Source organism: Streptomyces sp. NPDC111802 (genome assembly GCF_055634335.1).
This window is the reverse complement of record NZ_JBVKCZ010000002.1, coordinates 244,748-261,797: the sequence shown is the minus strand read 5'-3', so window position 1 is coordinate 261,797 and position 17,050 is coordinate 244,748. Positions and strand designations below refer to the sequence as shown.

Annotated in this window: 17 protein-coding genes; 14 read left to right on the top strand and 3 right to left on the bottom strand. The window is 68.9% G+C overall.

Going from position 1 to position 17,050, the window contains the following annotated elements; genetic code table 11:
- Positions 1 to 89: 89 nt before the first annotated feature.
- Entirely contained in the window at positions 90 to 509 is a 420-nt protein-coding gene (locus tag ACZ7NC_RS02855; protein WP_471484336.1) for a GNAT family N-acetyltransferase, read from the bottom strand.
- A gap of 208 nt (positions 510 to 717) precedes the next feature.
- Here ACZ7NC_RS02855 and ACZ7NC_RS02850 point away from each other — a divergent pair, with 208 nt between their 5' ends.
- A complete protein-coding gene (locus tag ACZ7NC_RS02850) occupies positions 718 to 1,119 on the top strand; it encodes an NAD(P)H-binding protein (protein ID WP_471484334.1) in 402 nt (133 codons plus the stop codon).
- Positions 1,116 to 1,418 carry a hypothetical protein gene (locus ACZ7NC_RS02845; protein ID WP_471484333.1) on the top strand — a complete coding sequence of 101 codons (303 nt, stop codon included), beginning with the start codon at positions 1,116 to 1,118 and terminating at the stop codon, positions 1,416 to 1,418. The genes ACZ7NC_RS02850 and ACZ7NC_RS02845 overlap by 4 nt, the downstream gene beginning before the upstream one ends.
- Positions 1,419 to 1,425: 7 nt before the next feature.
- On the opposite strand, the gene ACZ7NC_RS02840 is transcribed toward ACZ7NC_RS02845, so the two are convergent.
- On the bottom strand, positions 1,426 to 2,580 hold the full coding sequence (locus ACZ7NC_RS02840; RefSeq protein WP_471484332.1) for a helix-turn-helix transcriptional regulator: 1,155 nt from the start codon (positions 2,578 to 2,580) through the stop codon (positions 1,426 to 1,428).
- 215 nt (positions 2,581 to 2,795) lie between these two features.
- Here ACZ7NC_RS02840 and ACZ7NC_RS02835 point away from each other — a divergent pair, with 215 nt between their 5' ends.
- The 12 genes from ACZ7NC_RS02835 (at position 2,796) to ACZ7NC_RS02780 (ending at position 15,998) form a co-directional block, all read left to right on the top strand.
- The gene (locus tag ACZ7NC_RS02835; RefSeq protein WP_471484330.1) at positions 2,796 to 3,803 is read left to right on the top strand and encodes a methyltransferase; all 1,008 of its coding nucleotides are present in this window, start codon (positions 2,796 to 2,798) and stop codon (positions 3,801 to 3,803) included.
- 262 nt (positions 3,804 to 4,065) lie between these two features.
- Positions 4,066 to 5,271, top strand: coding sequence for a beta-1,3-glucanase family protein (locus ACZ7NC_RS02830; RefSeq protein ID WP_471484329.1), 1,206 nt, complete (start codon positions 4,066 to 4,068; stop codon positions 5,269 to 5,271).
- 83 nt (positions 5,272 to 5,354) lie between these two features.
- Positions 5,355 to 5,771, top strand: coding sequence for a cysteine/serine endopeptidase inhibitor (locus tag ACZ7NC_RS02825; RefSeq protein ID WP_471484327.1), 417 nt, complete (start codon positions 5,355 to 5,357; stop codon positions 5,769 to 5,771).
- A gap of 86 nt (positions 5,772 to 5,857) precedes the next feature.
- Positions 5,858 to 6,592, top strand: coding sequence for a chitinase (locus tag ACZ7NC_RS02820; protein ID WP_471484484.1), 735 nt, complete (start codon positions 5,858 to 5,860; stop codon positions 6,590 to 6,592).
- Between the two features lie 126 nt (positions 6,593 to 6,718).
- Positions 6,719 to 7,744, top strand: a complete 1,026-nt coding sequence (locus ACZ7NC_RS02815) for a trypsin-like serine peptidase (RefSeq protein WP_471484326.1) — start codon at positions 6,719 to 6,721, stop codon at positions 7,742 to 7,744.
- A gap of 55 nt (positions 7,745 to 7,799) precedes the next feature.
- The gene (locus ACZ7NC_RS02810; protein WP_471484325.1) at positions 7,800 to 9,302 is read left to right on the top strand and encodes a sulfatase family protein; all 1,503 of its coding nucleotides are present in this window, start codon (positions 7,800 to 7,802) and stop codon (positions 9,300 to 9,302) included.
- Positions 9,303 to 9,464: 162 nt separating this feature from the next.
- Positions 9,465 to 10,952: a sensor histidine kinase gene (locus ACZ7NC_RS02805; protein ID WP_471484323.1), complete on the top strand. Its 1,488-nt coding sequence runs from the start codon at positions 9,465 to 9,467 to the stop codon at positions 10,950 to 10,952.
- A 144-nt stretch (positions 10,953 to 11,096) separates the two neighbouring features.
- The gene (locus ACZ7NC_RS02800) at positions 11,097 to 12,008 is read left to right on the top strand and encodes a helix-turn-helix domain-containing protein (protein WP_471484322.1); all 912 of its coding nucleotides are present in this window, start codon (positions 11,097 to 11,099) and stop codon (positions 12,006 to 12,008) included.
- A gap of 187 nt (positions 12,009 to 12,195) precedes the next feature.
- Positions 12,196 to 12,894 (top strand): response regulator transcription factor, encoded by a 699-nt coding sequence (locus ACZ7NC_RS02795; protein WP_471484320.1) that lies wholly within the window; start codon positions 12,196 to 12,198, stop codon positions 12,892 to 12,894.
- Positions 12,895 to 12,982: 88 nt separating this feature from the next.
- Complete coding sequence (locus ACZ7NC_RS02790; protein WP_471484319.1) at positions 12,983 to 14,236, top strand: ROK family transcriptional regulator; 1,254 nt, start codon at positions 12,983 to 12,985, stop codon at positions 14,234 to 14,236.
- Between the two features lie 200 nt (positions 14,237 to 14,436).
- Positions 14,437 to 15,267, top strand: coding sequence for a glycoside hydrolase family protein (locus tag ACZ7NC_RS02785; protein WP_471484317.1), 831 nt, complete (start codon positions 14,437 to 14,439; stop codon positions 15,265 to 15,267).
- A gap of 71 nt (positions 15,268 to 15,338) precedes the next feature.
- Complete coding sequence (locus ACZ7NC_RS02780) at positions 15,339 to 15,998, top strand: hypothetical protein (protein WP_471484316.1); 660 nt, start codon at positions 15,339 to 15,341, stop codon at positions 15,996 to 15,998.
- Between the two features lie 124 nt (positions 15,999 to 16,122).
- On the opposite strand, the gene ACZ7NC_RS02775 is transcribed toward ACZ7NC_RS02780, so the two are convergent.
- Entirely contained in the window at positions 16,123 to 17,028 is a 906-nt protein-coding gene (locus ACZ7NC_RS02775) for an LLM class F420-dependent oxidoreductase (RefSeq protein WP_471484315.1), read from the bottom strand.
- Between the last annotated feature and the right edge of the window lie 22 nt (positions 17,029 to 17,050).

The window sequence follows — 17,050 nt, the reverse complement described above, 5'->3', positions numbered from 1 at the left end:
GGTTCGGTCGGTGAGGGGCTTCACCCATCGCCGCCGGTGTTTCCTCGGGCGTGTACCCGGCGGCGCGCCAGACATGATGCTGTGTGTGCCTACAGGGGCTTGACCCAGCGTCGCCAGTGGTCTTCGCGATGGTAGCCAGTCGCGGCCCATGTGCGGTGGGCCCGTTCGTTGGCTTCCAGGACCATGGCGTCGACGCGCCGCCCGCCGAGGGCGGCGAAGCGTAGTTCGGCGGCTTCCAGGAGGGCGGTGGCGATGCCTTGCCGGCGGTGGTCGGGGTGTACTGCGAGTCGGTAGGCGGAGCATCGCCATCCGTCGAAGCCGGCTATGACGGTTCCGGTGAGGACGTCGTCGCGCTCCGCGAGGAGCAGGGCTTCGGGGTCACGTGTGATGAGCCGGGCCACTCCGTCGTGGTCGTCGCTGATGCTGGTTCCTTCCGCGGCGTCGCGCCAGAACTGCAGCACGGTGTCGATGTCCGAGTGGGTGGCGTGGCGGATGTGAAGATCGCTCATGGGGGTGAGCCAAGCAGAGTGCTCGCGTGTCCGGCGACCGGTTTCCCCGGTAACAGAACCCGGCGTACAGCCGACTCGTCTGCCTTGGACGCTCCCATCTTGCTGCCAGACATCTCTCTGACCTGCTTACTCTCCTCTGGGGAGTTGCTTCTGTGTACTGCTGGCGGGGCGTTCGAGCCCTCCCAGACCTACGTACCGGGAGTGAGACATGTCGATCGCCGTTACCGGAGCGACCGGGCAGCTCGGCCGGCTCGTTGTGGAGGAGTTGCTGCGGCGCGGAGTGGCGTCGCGGGACATCGTCGCCATGGGGCGGAACACCGACCGGCTGGCCGATGTGGCCGAGCGGGGCGTTCATGTGCGGCGGGCCGACTTCGCCGATTCCGGGAGTCTCGGCCAGGCGTTCCAGGGGGTGCGGAAGGTGCTGATCGTGTCGACGACGACCGTCGGTGAGCGCTACGACGTCCATGTGCGGGCCATCGACGCCGCTAAGGACGCCGGTGCCGGGCTGGTACCTGGAGAACTACACGTCACAGTTCCCGCTCTACCTGGAGACCGGCGTCGTGCCGGGCAGTGCCGGTGGCGGCCGGGTCAGCGCCGCCTCCCGCCGTGACTACGTGGAGGCCGCGGCGGCCGTTCTCGCCGGCGAGGGGCACGCGGGGTCCGTGTACGAACTGGGCGGGGAAAACGCCTTCACGCTCGCCGAGTTGGCCTCCGCACTGTCCGACGCCTCGGGCAGGCGCCGCGCTGCTCGACGCCGGGCTGCCCGCCGAACTCGCCGAAGCCCTCGCCGACTCCGACCTCGGGCTCAAGCGCGGCGAGTTGTTCACCAGCAGTGGGGATCTGCGTCGGTTGATCGGTCGGCCTCCGGCCGGTCTCGCCGATGTGCCCACCGGCGCGATCGAGTCCTGACGCTGCGTCAGTCCGGGTCCGGCAGGTAGTGCTCCCCGAGCAGGCGGGCCACCAGCTGGCCGCGGCTGCGGACACCGACCTTGGAGAAGATCGACTTCAGGTGGTCCTGAACGGTGTTGACGGAGATGTGCAGTTGGGTGGCGATGCCACTCGACGGGGTTCCGGCGATCACCCGCTGGAGCACCTGCCGCTCGCGTCGGGTCAGCGCGTGAGCGAGCATCAGGACCTCGGCGATGTCGGACGCGGGGGCGGCCTCGATGACGACGGCGGTGCCCTTGTCCGGCGTGAGGGCGCCGTCGACCCGTGAGCCGTGCACCGTCAGCCACCGCCCGGACCGGGTCCGTATCCGGGCGTACGCCTCCGGAATCCGGGGGACGGGCGGGCCCGTCGGGTCGGTGTTGTCCCGGTCTGTGTGGTGCGGGCCTGTTTCGTTCGGTTCGACGCCGCGGGCCTGGGCCCTCGCCGCCACCTGGTGGATGGCGTACGGCAGTTCGTCGCCGTCCCGGGCCAGGGCGGGCGTCAGCTCGTCCAGCCACCTGCGGGCGGTGTCATTGATCGTCAGGGTCTCGTTGCGCGGGCCGAGGATCAGGACGCCCGGCCCCGACCTGTCGGCCGTGATGCCGACACCGGCGCCCGGGTGGTAGGCCGTTCGCCGCAGTCCCGCGGCCAGCGGTCCGGACACCGCGCTCAGCAGTGCTGCCTCGGCGGAGGAGAAGTCGGGCTGGTCGCCGTTGCGGAACAGGGCGATCGCGCCCCAGCACTGCCCGTCGGTGACGCAGGCCGCACGGACTTCGTGACGGGCGTCGAACGCCGGCAGAACGGTTCGCAGACGGTGACTGGCCTGCCGTAGCTCGCGCGGTGCCCGGCTCAGGATGCCGACGCCCGCCCCGGACCTGGCCAGCGTCACGAACTTGTGCACGTCGTCGACCAGGTACTCGTTGTGCGCGGCGAGTGCGTAGACGTGCGGCGGGACGCCGAAGGAGACATCGTCGGTGATGAGCAGCGTCCACGGGTCGATCGTGCCGAAGCAGGCCGCGTCCCAGTACACGAGGCGGGACAGCCGAGCGGCGACCCGGCGGCGCAGCTGACGCGAATCGGCCTCCTGCGAGCAGATCGCCTCGACATCGCGGACCGCTTCGCGCTGGGCGGTGGACAGCCTCATCCGGCAGCTCCCCTTCCTCGGCACCCCGGCGATGCTACCGGGCGGTGAGGATCCCAGAAATTGGGGATACACGTGAACGCCTTCCCCTCCGTAGCGTTCTCGCGGCCCGCGCAGGGCGCACCACGAATTCACGTACTGACATGGAAGAACCGCGGTTTGTCGCTCTGCGGAGGCGCTCCTCCTCCGCCGAACAGGAAGACAAGGAAGACATCCTCATGTCCACCGAAGAAGTGCCGAAGCCCGTGCAGATGCTCCAGTTGCTCGCGGGCTTCCAGATATCGCAGGCGCTGTATGTCGTGGCCAGACAGGGCCTGTCCACCGCTCTCGCGGACGGCCCGCTCACGGTCGAGCAGCTCGCCGCCGCGACGGGCACGAACGCCGATGTGCTCCGGCGTATCGTCCGTGCGCTCGCGCCGCTCGGGGTCTTCCGGACCGAGGGCAATCTGGTCGAGGTCACCGAACTCGGCGCGACCCTCGCCGACGGACAGCCCGGCTCGGTCCGTGACCTGGCGCTGTTCTGGATGGAAACCCACTACGCGCCCTTCGGTGCACTCCTGCACACGGCCGTGACCGGTGAGAACGCCGCCGGCCACTACTACGGTGAGCCGTTCTTCGACTGGATCTCCAGGTTCCCGGCCCAGGTCGAGACGCAGAACCGCGCCATGGCCGGCGTCACCAAGGGCCTGCGAGCCGGGATGTTCGACGACTACGCGCTGCCGGACGGGGATGTCGTCGCCGATGTCGGAGGGGCTGACGGGGCCATGATCTGCCAGTTTCTGGCCGGTGAACCGGACCGGCGGGGCATCGTCTTCGACCGGCCCGAGGTGGTGCCCGCGGCGCGGAAGGTGCTGGCCGAACACGGGCTGGCGGACAGGGTGGATGTCGTCGCCGGGGACTTCTTCGAGTCCGTGCCCGAGGCGGACGTGTACGTGCTTTCGTACATCCTCCACGACTGGGACGACGGGTCCTGTCTGCGGATCCTGCGGACGGTCAGGGCGGCGGCCGCTCGTGGCGCGCGTGTCGTGCTCGTCGAGTCCGTGATCCCGCCCGGCGACGCTCCGCACCCCGCCAAGTTCGTCGACCTGACCATGCTGGCCATGCTGACCGGACGGGAGCGCACCGCCGAGGAGTACGAGGCGCTGCTGGACACCGCCGGATTCACCCTGGACCGAATCGTCGCCACCCCCACGCCGTTCTCGTTCATCGAGGCGACCCTGCGCTGAATCCCGGTCCACCCTTTTCACACGCATTTCCCTGGGCTGTGCCTGCCCGACGTTTCGAAGGAAATGTCGGGCAGGCACAGCCCTTTTTGTCGTTCGCGGTCCATCCATCCCTGCAGCAACTGTCCGCGCAACAACTGTCCGTCCCGCAGCAACTTTTGATGACCGTCGCGCGTCACGACTGGCTACGTTTGATCGCGTTCACGCAAGGAGTGTTCGAGAAAGGAAACGGACATGCCCCGTGGTAAAGAAAGGGAATTCCCGCATGATGTCGCTTGATTCACCGGTGTTCTCCCGCCGCAGGGCGCTCACCTCGCTGGCCGGTGCCGCCGTGGCCGGCGCCGCGCTCGCCGCTGGCGCGCGTCCGGCCCTCGCCGCGGACGAGGACGGCCCGGCCCTGTCGGGGGAGCGCGCAGGCGGCCTGCCTCTGGTCATCCACAACAACAGCGGTGAGTTCGCCAACCGCAACGTCCACCTGTACATAGTCGGCAGCCGGGGCGACCGTCAGGTCCGGGTCACACCCCGCGGCACGGTCGAGCCGGTCGAGGTCTCCGACAACAAGGACAACGGCTTCACCGACTACGCCATCCCGCTCGACGCCCGCGGCACCACGCGGATCCGGCTGCCGCACATGTCCGGCCGGATCTACGTCTCCCTGGGCGGCAAGCTCAAGCTCAAGGCCGTCCGGGACGGGGCCGGGCGGCCCGCGCTCCAGCACCCGGCGGGCTGGGTGAAGTCCGACCCCAACTTCCCCGTGCTGCACGACTTCGTGGAGTTCACGCACAACGCGTCCGGCATGTTCTGCAACACCACCATGGTCGACATGTTCAGCGTGCCGCTGATGATCCGGCTGTCCGGGAACCGGGACCAGACCACCGGCAGCATGCGGCAGGGCGGCCGGGCCCGGATCTTCCAGGCCATGCAGAACACTCCCGGCTTCGGCAGGCTGGTCGTCGGCGAACGGCGGGTCATCGCGCCGAGTCACGGACTCGACGCGGGTCGCTTCGGCAAGCACTACTTCGACCCGTACATCGACAAGGTCTGGCAGGCCTACCGGCAGCAGCCGCTCCATGTCCGCACTGTCGCGGGCGCGTTCACCGGCCGGGTCGACAACGGCAAGCTCACCTTCCACGGCCCGGCGACGGTCTCCTTCGCCAAGCCCTCCACCCGCGACGTGCTGTTCTGCGACGGCGCGCTCGCCGCCCCCAACGACGGTGTCACCGGTCCGGTCGCCGCGATCCTGGGCGCCGGCTTCAACCGCTCCACGCTGCTCAGCCATCCCAAGCAGCCCACCACCCGCGCGGCGACCTTCTACAAGCCGGAGATCACCAACCACTACGCGCGGGCCATCCACGCCCAGATGGGCAATGGCAAGGCGTACGGCTTCGCCTTCGACGACGTCGCCGAGTGGGCGTCGTACATCCAGGACACCCAGCCGCAGGCCATGCACCTGACGCTGACCCCGTTCTGACGGGCCGGTACGGCCGCTCTCCTTCTCCGATCTTCTCCGATCTTTTCGATCTCTTCCGTTCGTCCGACGAAAGGCGATCAGTCATGCCCGTTTCCCGTCGTACGCAGTCGGTCCTCGCCATGACGATGGCGGCGGCCGTTCTCGGTGTCGCCCAGGCGTCGCCCGCCTCCGCGGTCCCGATCGGCAAGGTCCGCCAGGGCAAGGCGACTTACTACAACGATGCCGGCACCGGGGCTTGCGGAAAGCCGCTCGACGCCTCGAGCCAGATGCTCGTGGCGGTGTCACCGAAGTGGTGGAAGGTCGCCAATCCCAACCACGACCCGCTCTGCAAGGTCAAGGTCCGGCTGACCTTCCGCGGCAAGACCATCACCGTCCCGGTCAGGGACAAGTGCATGGAATGCGGTCCCAAGCACATCGACCTCAGCCAGCCGGCTTTCGCGAAGCTGGCCAATCCCTCCAAGGGCGTCATTCACAAGGTCAGCTGGAAGTTCGTCCGTTGACCACCCCGTTCCTTCGTCCGCCGACCCGCCGATTCATTCACTCGGTGACCAACCCATTCAATCGAGGAGTTTCCACCATGCCCAAGATGCGTACCGCTCACGCCCTTCTGACCGCCGTGCTGCTGGCGACGACCGGGGCCGGCCTCACCGCGGCGACCGCTTCCGCCGCGCCTGCCGAACTTGCCGCGCCCGCCGCCCAGGGCGACTTCGTCGTCAGCAAGGCGGAGTACAACAGGATGTTCCCCAACCACAAGCCCTTCTACAACTACGAAGCCCTGGTCAAGGCGATGAAGAAGTACCCGGCCTTCGCGGACAAGGGCAATGCCGCGACCAAGAAGCGTGAGGCGGCCGCCTTCCTCGCCAACGTCCACCACGAGACCGGTGGCGGGCGCTACATCGTCGAGCAGAACGAAGCCAACTGGCCGTCGTACTGCGACACCACGCAGCCGTACGGCTGCCCGGCCGGACAAGCCGCGTACCACGGGCGCGGGCCGATCCAGCTCAGCTGGAACTTCAACTACAAGGCCGCCGGTGACGCGCTCGGCATCGACCTGCTCCACAAGCCGGGGCTGGTGCAGAAGAACCCCGTCGTGGCATGGAAGACGGGACTGTGGTTCTGGATGACCCAGTCCGGCGCGGGCACCATGACCCCGCACAGCGCCATGGTCAAGGGCAAGGGCTTCGGCCAGACGATCCGCAGCATCAACGGCGCCATCGAGTGCAACGGCGGCAACCCGGCCCAGGTGCAGAGCCGGGTGAACACGTACAAGAAGTTCACCAAGATCGTCGACGTCAAGCCGGGCAAGCACCTCAGCTGCTGACCCGCTGACCCGCTGACCCGCTGAGCCGGTGAGCCGGTTCCGGACGCCCGTGAACTCCCGGGCGTCCGGCACCCCAATGCGACGCCCATGCCGTAGCACCCCCCAACCTTCTTCGGAGCCGAATCCATGAGACGTACCGCGATGCTGGTCAGCGTCCTCAGCCTTGCCGCACTGGGCGCCACCGTCGGGCCGGCGCAGGCGGGGCCCGCACCCGCCGACAGCGAGACCCGCGCCACCGCCTTCTCCGACCAGGAGCAGGACACCGCCCTGGAGTTCTGGACCGACGCCCGGCTGAGCGCCGCCAAGGAGATGGCCGCGCCCGCCGTCGACTCGGAGGCGCCGGCCGCCACGTCTTCCGTCGTCGATGACGGCGGGCCGCAACTGTCCGTCCCGCCCGTGGTCTTCCCGGATGCGGAGACCACCGCGTCCGCCGCCGACGAGACGCCGGTGTCCACGCTCGCTTCCAAGCCGAAGCCCTGGAAGCGGGGCGGGCTGATCAGCAGGACCGCGGGCAAGGTGTTCTTCGAGAACGCCGCCGGCGGCGTGTTCGCCTGCTCGGCCACCGTCGCCAACAGCAAGAACAAGTCGGTCGTCCTCACCGCCGGGCACTGTGTGGTGGACGCCCGAACCGGCGAGGTCTTCCGCAAGTGGATCTTCATCCCGGGCTACCACAAGGGCAAGCGCCCGCACGGCACCTTCACGGCGAAGAAGCTCTTCCACCTGAAGTCGTACGTGTCCAGCCAGGGCAACGCCAACTGGGATGTCGCGTTCGCCACCCTGCGGGAGCGCGACGGCCGCCCGCTGGCCAAGATCGTGGGTGGCGCGCAGGGCATCAAGTTCAATGCCCCGAACGGGCGTTACGTCCATTCCTTCGGCTACGGCGGTTCGCGCGCCGAGGGCAACGGCGAGCGGCTGAACCACTGCCAGGGCAAGGAACACCGCGACCTCGGTCGCCCCGACTCCACGATGTGGGGCATCGACTGCGTGCAGACCGGCGGATCCAGCGGCGGTGCCTTCCTCGCCGAGTTCAAGGCCGACAAGGGTGTCGGTGTGCTGGTCGGCAACATCGCCGTCGGCACGGACGCCAGTGAGTACCACCCGCGTCTCGGCGACCGCGCCCGCAAGCTCTACACGGCCGCGAGCAGGGCCTGATGCGGCCTGATCCCCGCCTGGTGTTCATAAATCCCCCAGCAGTTATGGATTCGATATGATCCGTATTCGTCAATTACTGACCCTGATAGTCGGCGGAGCGGCACTGGCTCTGGCGGCCCCCAGTGGAATGGCCGGGGCAACGAACAGTCCCGCCGTCACCACCCAGCCGGTCGCGGCCGCGGCGGACAAGCCGAACATTGTCTACGTCCTCACCGACGACATGTCCTCGAACCTCCTGCCGTACATGCCGGAGGTCCGGAAACTCCAGTCGCAGGGCATGACGTTCAGCGACTTCGTGGTCAGCAACTCGCTCTGCTGTCCGTCCCGGGCGTCCATCTTCACCGGCCGGTACCCGCACAACACCGGAGTCCTCAGCAACGAGGGGCCGAACGGCGGGTTCGGCGCCTTCCACCGCGGCGGGGAGGAGCGGGACACCTTCGCCACGGCCCTTCAGGCCAAGGGCTACCGCACCGCCATGATGGGCAAGTACCTGAACGGCTACAGCCCCAGCGACACCGTCGCGGGCCAGAAGCCGTACGTACCGCCGGGCTGGAACCAGTGGGACGTCGTCGGCGGCGGCTACGAGGGCTACGACTACAAGCTCGCCCACAACCACCAGATCGAGTCGCACGGCGACAGGCCCAAGGACTATCTGACCGACGTGCTGAGCAAGAAGGGCACGGCGTTCGTCAGGAAGTCCGCGGCGGCGAACAAGCCGTTCATGCTGGAGATCGCGCTCTTCACGCCGCACGGCCCCTCCACGCCGGCGCCCCGCCACGAGAACGCCTTCCCCGGCCTTGAGGCCCCGCGCAGCCCCGCGTTCGACAAACTGCCGACCAACGCCCCGCCGTGGCTGGACCGGCAGGACCGGCTGACCCAGCGCGAGAAGAACACGATCGACCGGAAGTTCCGCAAGCGCGCCCAGGCGCTCCAGTCGGTCGACGAGATGATCGGGAAGCTGCGGGGCGCCCTGACCAGGGCCGGCGTCGCCGACGACACCTACATCGTCTTCGGCTCCGACAACGGCTTCCACCTGGGCGAGTACCGCCTCAAGGCGGGCAAGCAGACCGCATTCGACACCGACGTCCGGGTACCTCTGGTGATCGCCGGACCCGGTGTCGCGGCCGGCAGGACGAGCGACGCCCAGGTGTCGAACATCGACCTCGCGCCCACCTTCCAGCGGATCGGCGGCGCCCCGGTGTCGTCCCGGGTGGACGGGCACAGCATGCTTCCGCTCCTGGACGGCGGCTCCGACGCCAACTGGCGCACGACCAACCTGATCGAGCACCGCCACGCCGACAAGTCGCCGGGCGACCCCGACAACAACGGCGGGGAAAGCATCAGTCCGCCGAACTACCACGCCCTGCGCACCAACTCCTACACCTACGTCGAGTACGGCAGCGGGGCGAAGGAGTACTACGACCTCCGCACCGACCCCTACCAGCTGCACAACACCGTGGGGCAGCTCAGCGGGGCCCGACTGGACAACTTGCACGACGCGCTGACGCGGCTCAAGAACTGCCGTGGCGACGGCTGTTGGAGCGCCGGGAACCCGTAGATCCTTTTCCCTCCAGACGCCCCCGCCGCGTAGTGTTGGCGGGGGCCGTCCGCATGCACTGGACGGCCCGGGGTCGGCGGAGTGCGGGTGACGAGTGCTGATGGTCGACGGAGGATTCGTCCTGCGTACGGATGCCGGTGAGCGGACGACCGGTGGCGGCCGGTGAGGCTCTCCACCCGGCTCGCCTTCACCGTCGGCGGCGGCGTACCCGTGCTGATCGTGGCCTGCGGATGGCTGCTGCTGAGCCTGATAACCGATGACCTCCGCCAGCAGCAGGACGCCCAACTGCAGGCCCGTGCCACTGTCGTGGCCAAGAACACCAAGAACTACCTGGACGCGGCCGGGACCGACCAGCCGGTCCTCGAGGAGGTCCGCCGGCATCGGCTCATCAAGTCCACCAGCGGCATGGGCGTATGGGTCACCGGACCCACGGGCACGCTGCGAGCCGGTCCCCAACTCCCGCCCGAGCAGCTGCCGTACAGCGCCCCGAAACCGCTGCAGGTGACGGTCGAAGGCCGGGACTGGCTGGTCCTGTCGCTGCCCGTCGCCATCGACCGGACGCGGGACCGGCCCAACCTGTGGCTGTTCTCACCGGACACCGTCGAGGAGGAGCTGACGCTGGTGCGCCGACGTGTCTACGTCGGGGCCGCGCTGGCCCTGCCGCTGGCGGGAGCGGCGGCCTGGGCCATCGCCAACCGGGCGGTACTGCCGCTGCGCCGGCTGCAACGGCGTACCAGCGGACTCGACCCGCGCACCAGCTCCGCCCGGCTGGAGCACCGTCCCACACGCGTCGCCGAGGTCGACGACCTCGCGCTCACCCTGCAGACAGTGCTCAACCGCTACGACGAGCAGGTGGCACGTACCGGGGAGGCGTTGGCCACGGCGCGGTCCTTCGCGGCGGCGGCCTCCCACGAGCTGCGTTCGCCACTGACGAGCATCCGCGCCAACCTGGATGTCCTGGCAGGCCCGTTCGAGCTCGACCCGGCGGAACGGGCGCAGGTCCTGGCCGAGTTGGTGGCAGAGCAGGAGAGGCTGGTCGGCCTGCTCGCGATGCTGCGGACTCTGGCGCAGGGCGATCTGGTCGAGGCGGAGGCGTTCGCGCCGCTGGACCTGGGGGAGTTGGTGCACTCCTGCGTCGCCGGACTGCGCCGCGCCCACCCCGCCACCGAGGTGTCCGTGCGGGCGGCGTCGGGACTGATCGTGCACGGCTGGGCGGAAGGGCTGCGCTCGGCGGTGGACAACCTGCTGACCAACGCCCGGGTGCACGGCAAGGTCGGCGAGCGTGCCGCCACCATCGCGGTGACCCTGCGGCAGTCCGACCGGCCGGACGAGCGGATCGCCGTACTCACCGTGGACGACGACGGTCCCGGCGTCCCGCCCGAACGCCGGGAGAAGATCTTCGAGCGGTTCTGGCACGGTCCGGACAGCCCCGGCTCCGGGCTTGGCCTCACCCTCGTCGCCCAGCAGGTCACCCTGCATCAGGGGCAGGTCTCGATGTCGGACCGCCCGGACGGGCAGCGCGGCACTCGCTGCGAGGTACGGCTGCCGCTGACCGGCGTGCGGGAGTTCGAGCACACACTGCCGTTGCTGCGCCGCGACTGGCTGAGCGGCCCGGCGGAGGCATCCGGAATTAATCCCGGCCGCGGCTGATTCCTGCCGGCTCGAATTCCTGTGCTGAATTAATCCCGCCCGGCGTCGATTATTCCCGCAGGGATTCCTTGAGAACGGCACCTCCTCCTTGTCATGGTTCCGGAGAGAGCTGTCGGACCCGAGGAAGAGAGAGGAACGCCGACGTTGAACGGAACCACTGCGGTGGCTCACACGATGTGGCGTGCGCTGCACGTGTGGAAGCGGACGCTGGGCAAGGGCGTGCACACGCTTCCGGTGCCGCCGTCGACGGGAATCGGGCTGAGTGTGCACGTGAGCGGCATCCTCGCCGTCCACGGGGGCCGAGGGGACACACGGGAGACGATCCTGCTGCCGGAGGACGTCTGCGTCACCCCCGCGGAACCGAACCGGCCGCTGGTCGTGTCCCCGAGAGGGAACAGGCCCGCCGTGATCGCGTCCCTCGCCATTCCCGAGGCCATGGTGCGCCGGCTCGTCGGGGAGGAATTCCGGATGGGGGACCGAATGGCGGAGCGGATGGGGGACCGGATGGGAGAGCGCCAATTCTCGCACCCTTGTCCGGCAGTCACGTCCGACCCTGTGCTCGCCGAAATGGTGAAGGCGGTGGTGGCCGCCAGTGAACTCGGTGCCGACGACCTGTACGCGGACTCGGCGGCGCGTTTCATCCTCGCCCACCTCCGTATTCCGCGGTCGCGCGCCGTCGCCCCGAAGGAGCCGGCGGGCGGTCTCACCCAGCAGCAACTGGAGACCATCACCTCGTACATGAGAGCCAACTTCGCGCGGCCCATCACCCTGGACGATCTCGCCGCCCTGGTCTTCTTCAGCCGCTTCCACTTCCTGCGCTGCTTCAAGAACGCCACGGGCGCCACGCCCTATCGGTATCTCACCGAGTTGAGGATCGCGTCGGCGCGAACGCACCTGGAGAACGGCACCGAGACCGTCGCGGCCATAGGCCAGCGCTGCGGCTTCTCGGGCTCCGAGCACTTCTCCCGGAGCTTCCGCCGAGTCATGGGCTGCACACCGTCGCAGTACCGCGCGATGCGGCCCGAGTCGCGCGCCGCCGGGCACTCTCCGGCGTAGAGTGCCCGTCGCTCCGGAGAGTTCCCTCCCCTGGATACGCTTACCGCGCCTGCGGGACGTGCACGCGAGCTGGTCGATCAGTCATATGAGGGACGTCATGGAGGCGCGGGCGGCCTACGACAGCCGCGGCGATACGGCGTCCCGCCGGTCCGTGAGCTGATGAGTGGCGAGGTGAGAGGAGCGACGCATGGCCGGCAGGGCCGGACGAGTTCTCGTGGCCGACGACGACGTGAGCACGCGGCGTTCGCTGGAACGCGGACTCCGGCTGGGCGGCTTCGAGGTGACGCTGGCCGGTGACGGCCGTTCCGCGATGGAGTCGATGAACAGACTCCGTCCGGACATCTTGGTCCTCGACGTCTGCATGCCCGGCCTGAGCGGCATCGACGTGTGCCGGACACTGCGCGAGAACGGGGACGACGTGCCCGTGCTCATGCTCTCCGGACTGGACGAAGTGGCCGACAGAATCGCCGGGTTGCAGGCCGGCGGCGACGACTACCTGGTCAAGCCCTTCGCGCTCCAGGAACTGACGCTGCGCTTGCACGCCCTCCTGCGGCGCCGCCCTCCCACCGCGACGGACCGGGTCCGGGTCGGCGGCCTGGTCGTGGAACCGTCCGCCCGACAGGCATGGCTGGACGGACAGCTTCTGCACCTGACGCCCCGCGAGTTCCACCTCCTGGAGATGCTGGCCCGCAACGCGGGCCTGGTCCTGACCCGCGATCAGCTGCTCGAACACGTCTGGGGCTACGACGCCCGCGTCCGTACGGACGCCGTGGACACGTTCGTCAGCTATCTGAGGCGCAAGACGGAGGCAGACGGGCGTCCCCGCATCCTGCACACCGTGCGCGGGGTCGGATTCGTGCTGCGCGTGGACAACGGCGCGGCCTGAACGCTCCCGATCACAAAGATTCCACAAGAACGGTCCCTACTTTCCTCGTTGCGGCAGGCCGGGTCTGCCGCAAGGAAGGGGGACAGAAGTGCCGAACGCTACACACAACACCACATGGGTACGGGGACAGCACGGGGACCAGATGCTGCGCCTGCTGCGCCAGTTCGGCCCGCTGACGCGGAGCGAGCTGGGGGAGCTGTCAGGACTGTCGCGCACCACGCTGTACGAGGTCGTCAGCAGGCTCGTGGACAGTGGCCAGGTGATCGCCGCGGTGCCGGACAGCACTCCGCGCAGGCGGGGGCGCCCGGCGGAGAAGCTGGTTCTGAACCCGGAGGCCGGCCGGGTCCTCGGGATCGACTTCGGGCGGCGGGCCGTTCGCGTGGTCGCCGTGGCCGGGGACCGCGACGGCCTGGAGCGCCACGGCCTGGAGCGCCACCGCCTGGACCACCACGGCCTGGAGCGCCACGGCTTGGGGCGCGACGCCATCAGTACGGCGAGTGAAGCGCATTCCCCGACGGCCCAGTGGCCGGACCGTATCGCCGTCGCGCGTAGGCTGGCCGGCACCCTGACCGGTGGACGACTGCGACTCGACGCGCTGAACGGTGTGGGAGTCGCGGTGACGGGCCCGGCAGCAGACTCGCCCGACGCGCTCGACCAGCGGACCCTGGCCGTGATGATGGGCCGCAGCTTCGGCACCCGGGTGCGGCTCGACAACGCCGCACGGCTCGCGGCCCTCGCCGAGACGGTCTGGGGCGCGGCCCAGGGACAGCGAGACGTGCTCTACCTGGAACTCTCGGATCCTGTCGGTGGGGCGCTGGTGAGCGGTGGCGCGCTGCACCGTGGCGCACACGGCCGGTCGGGGGAGTTCGGGCACATCACCGCGGAGCCCGGAGGCGCGCCATGCCCCTGCGGTGGCCAGGGCTGTCTGCAGACCGTCGCCTCGACCACGGCCATGCTGAACGCGTACCGACCCGGGGCGGACTTACCGGACTTGATGGCCGCGTTGGGTTCCGGAGATCCGGCCGCCCACGCGGTGCTACGCCGGGCCGGCACCCACGTGGGAAGGGTGCTGGCCGGTCTGGTCAACGCGCTCGAACCCGGCATCGTCGTCGTGGGCGGTGAACTCGTCACCGTCGGCCCGAACCTGATGGAGTCGGTGCGGCGTGAACTGCTGGCGAACGTCGTGCGGTGTGGCTCGCGGCCGTCACTGCTCGTCCGTCCCGCGGAGTTGGGCGACCACGCCGCCGCCCTCGGGGCCGCGTCACTCCTGCGGCAGCCCGGCAGGACTCCTTCGCATTCCGTCGGAAGCGAATTAAAGGCCAGCAGAACCGGATTAAATTGACCGCATTCCATCTGGAATGGAAGGCTCAAATGAGTCGAAACTCCGACCGGATGGGAACGGAAAGAATGCGCATATCCAGGCACCTCGCCAAGGCCGCCCAGCGGCACTCCGCCGACATGGCCAGGCACAACTTCGTCGGCCACGACGGCTCCAACGGCAGCACGATCGGCGCCGAGTTCTGACACGGGAGCGTGGAAGCCATGCGGAAGCTGCGCTTACTCGTGGTGCTGCTGGCCGTCCTGACCATGCTCGCCTCCACCGGGAGCAACCAGGCCGACGCGAGCGCATCCACCGCCGCGGCGAAGAAGAAGGGCATCAGCGCCTGGAAATTCAACGGGGTCACCGGGGCGATGGCCGACGCGAAGGTCGGCTGGTTCTACACCTGGACCTCGGACAAGCAGAAGATCAAGCCCCCGCAGGGCGTCGAGTTCGTGCCCATGATCTGGGGCCGCGACTTCGTGACCGACGCCCATCTCAAACGGGCCAAGGCACAAGGCAAGAACCTGCTCGGATTCAACGAACCCGACCGGGCGGACCAGGCGAAGATGTCCGTGAAGGAGGCGCTCGACCTGTGGCCCCGGCTGCAGTCGACCGGAATGCGCCTCGGAGCACCCGCGGTGGCCACCGGCGGTGACCTGGCCGGCGGCTGGCTCGACCGCTTCATGAAAGGCGCCGCCGCCCGCGGCTACCGGGTCGACTTCATTCCCCTGCATTGGTACGGCTCCGACTTCAACGCCCAAGCCGCCACCGGTCACTTGAAGAACTACCTCCGTGCCGTGTACCAGCGCTACAAGAAGCCCATCTGGCTCACGGAGTACGCGCTGATCGACTTCTCCACCGGCACACCGCAGTATCCGACCAAGGCACGGCAGGCCGCCTTTGTGAAGAAGTCGACCGCAATGTTGGAGAACCTGCCGTACGTCAAGCGGTATGCGTGGTTCACGCTCTCCACGCAGCGCGGCCATGGCACCGGCCTCTACGACGGCGCGAGGGCCAACCGCGTGGGTGCCGCCTACCGCGCTGCGCGGTAACGAGATTCCCCCTTCAACGAGATTCCCCCTCTTTTCATTCTCCTCTCTTCTCTTCTCAGGAAGGACGCGAAATGCGCGATCGTCAGCTCACGGGGCGTGTCCTGGCGGTAATGGCCGCCACTGCCTCTCTCGCCGTGACGGCGGGCGTCGGCTCGCTGGCCAACGCCGACACCGGGACTTCGGCGGCGGCGGAGATCCCCTGCGCCAAGTACCTCCAGAAGAAGCACACTTATCGGACGGACCCTGCGGGCCCCTCCTGGCAGACCTACAAGACGGACAAGCTGGGCAGGCCCGCCAGCGCCGCCATCCGGGTCGGGGCTGTGGATCGGGACCCGAAGCCCGGCCTGTGCGAGACCATCGTGGGTGACTGGGGCGGTCCCGGGCACGTTGGTGCGCGGATGATTCCGGCCGGCGTCAGAGGTGCGGCGCACCGCGCCAATGTCGTCCCGGTCACCAAGTCGGCCGACAGGATCCTGAAGGCCGTGGAGAGCAAGACGCTGCGGTGCAACGCGAACTACAAGATCGTCAACCTCGGGGTCGGCGCCTACTACAAGAAGAACGACAACGGGGTTGTTCCGTCCAGGTTCAGCCTCTTGCTCGAGGTGAAGAACCGCTCCATCGAGTTCGGCAGGAACTCGTTCCTGGCGTTCGACAACAAGGAGTACACCAAGGCCGGTGAGCGCAAGCTGCTGGACTCCCTGGCCGACCAGGTGAAGTCGATGGGCTGCTAGCACGGCGGCCGTAGTCACACACCCGGACGGCGAATCCGTCGGGGCGCTCAATGGCGGGGCCGGCCTCCCAGCGGGGTCGGCCCTCGCCGTCGCGGTGCGGTAACCGCCGAGCCCTACCGGACGCCTACTTGCCGCGCAGCCGCGCCAGCACCGGGGCGAAGGCCTCCATGCTCGGTTCGAGGACGGTGAGATAGGAGAACCCGTACCGCTCGCGCTGCGCCAGCACCTGAGCGGTCATCTCCTCCACGGTGCCGACCAGACCGATGGGCAGCTCCAGGATCTGCTCCGTGGTGAGGCGCGGGACCCGTTCCATCAGGGGCTGCGCGGCGGCCTCGCGGTCGTCGGTGTCGATCACGAACTGGATGAGCAGGTTCAGCTCCGCCGGCTCCTCCCGGCCCGCCGCCAGCTCGCGGTACAGCGCGACCCGCTCCTCCAGCTCCGCGGCGAGCATCACCTCCAGCGCCCCCGACGAGCTTCCCCGCACCGAACGCGCGCCGGTGAAGGCCGCGATCTCGGCGTGCTCGGCGGTCAGGCGCAGCACGCGGTCGCCGTTGCCGCCGACGAGCAGCGGCACCCTTGGCTTCTGCACCGGCTGCGGTTGATGCGCCTCGGAACCGAGTGACCGGTACAGTTCCTCGATCGTGCGCCGCAGATGGTCCACCCGTTCACCGGCGGAGACCCACGGCAGACCCGCGGTGTCGTGCTCCGCCTTGACGTAGCCGGTGCCGAGCCCGAGTTCCAGCCGCCCGTCCGTCAGGGCGTCGGTGGTCGCCACCTCCCGGGCGAGCAGCGCGGGATTCCAGAAGCCCGCGTTGAGCACGAACGTGCCCAGTCGCGGCCGCTCGGTGGCCTCGGCCGCCGCGACCAGGGCCGGGAACGGCGCGGGCATGCCCAGATGGTCGGGGACCAGGATCACGTCGTAGCCGAGCTCCTCGGCCCGGCGGCACTTGGCCCGCCACTCGTCGGCGGGGGCGGGGACCATCAGATTGACGCCGAAGCGGAACGGCCGCGGGCTCACCGGATGCGACACGAACTCTCCTCACCTTCAGGGG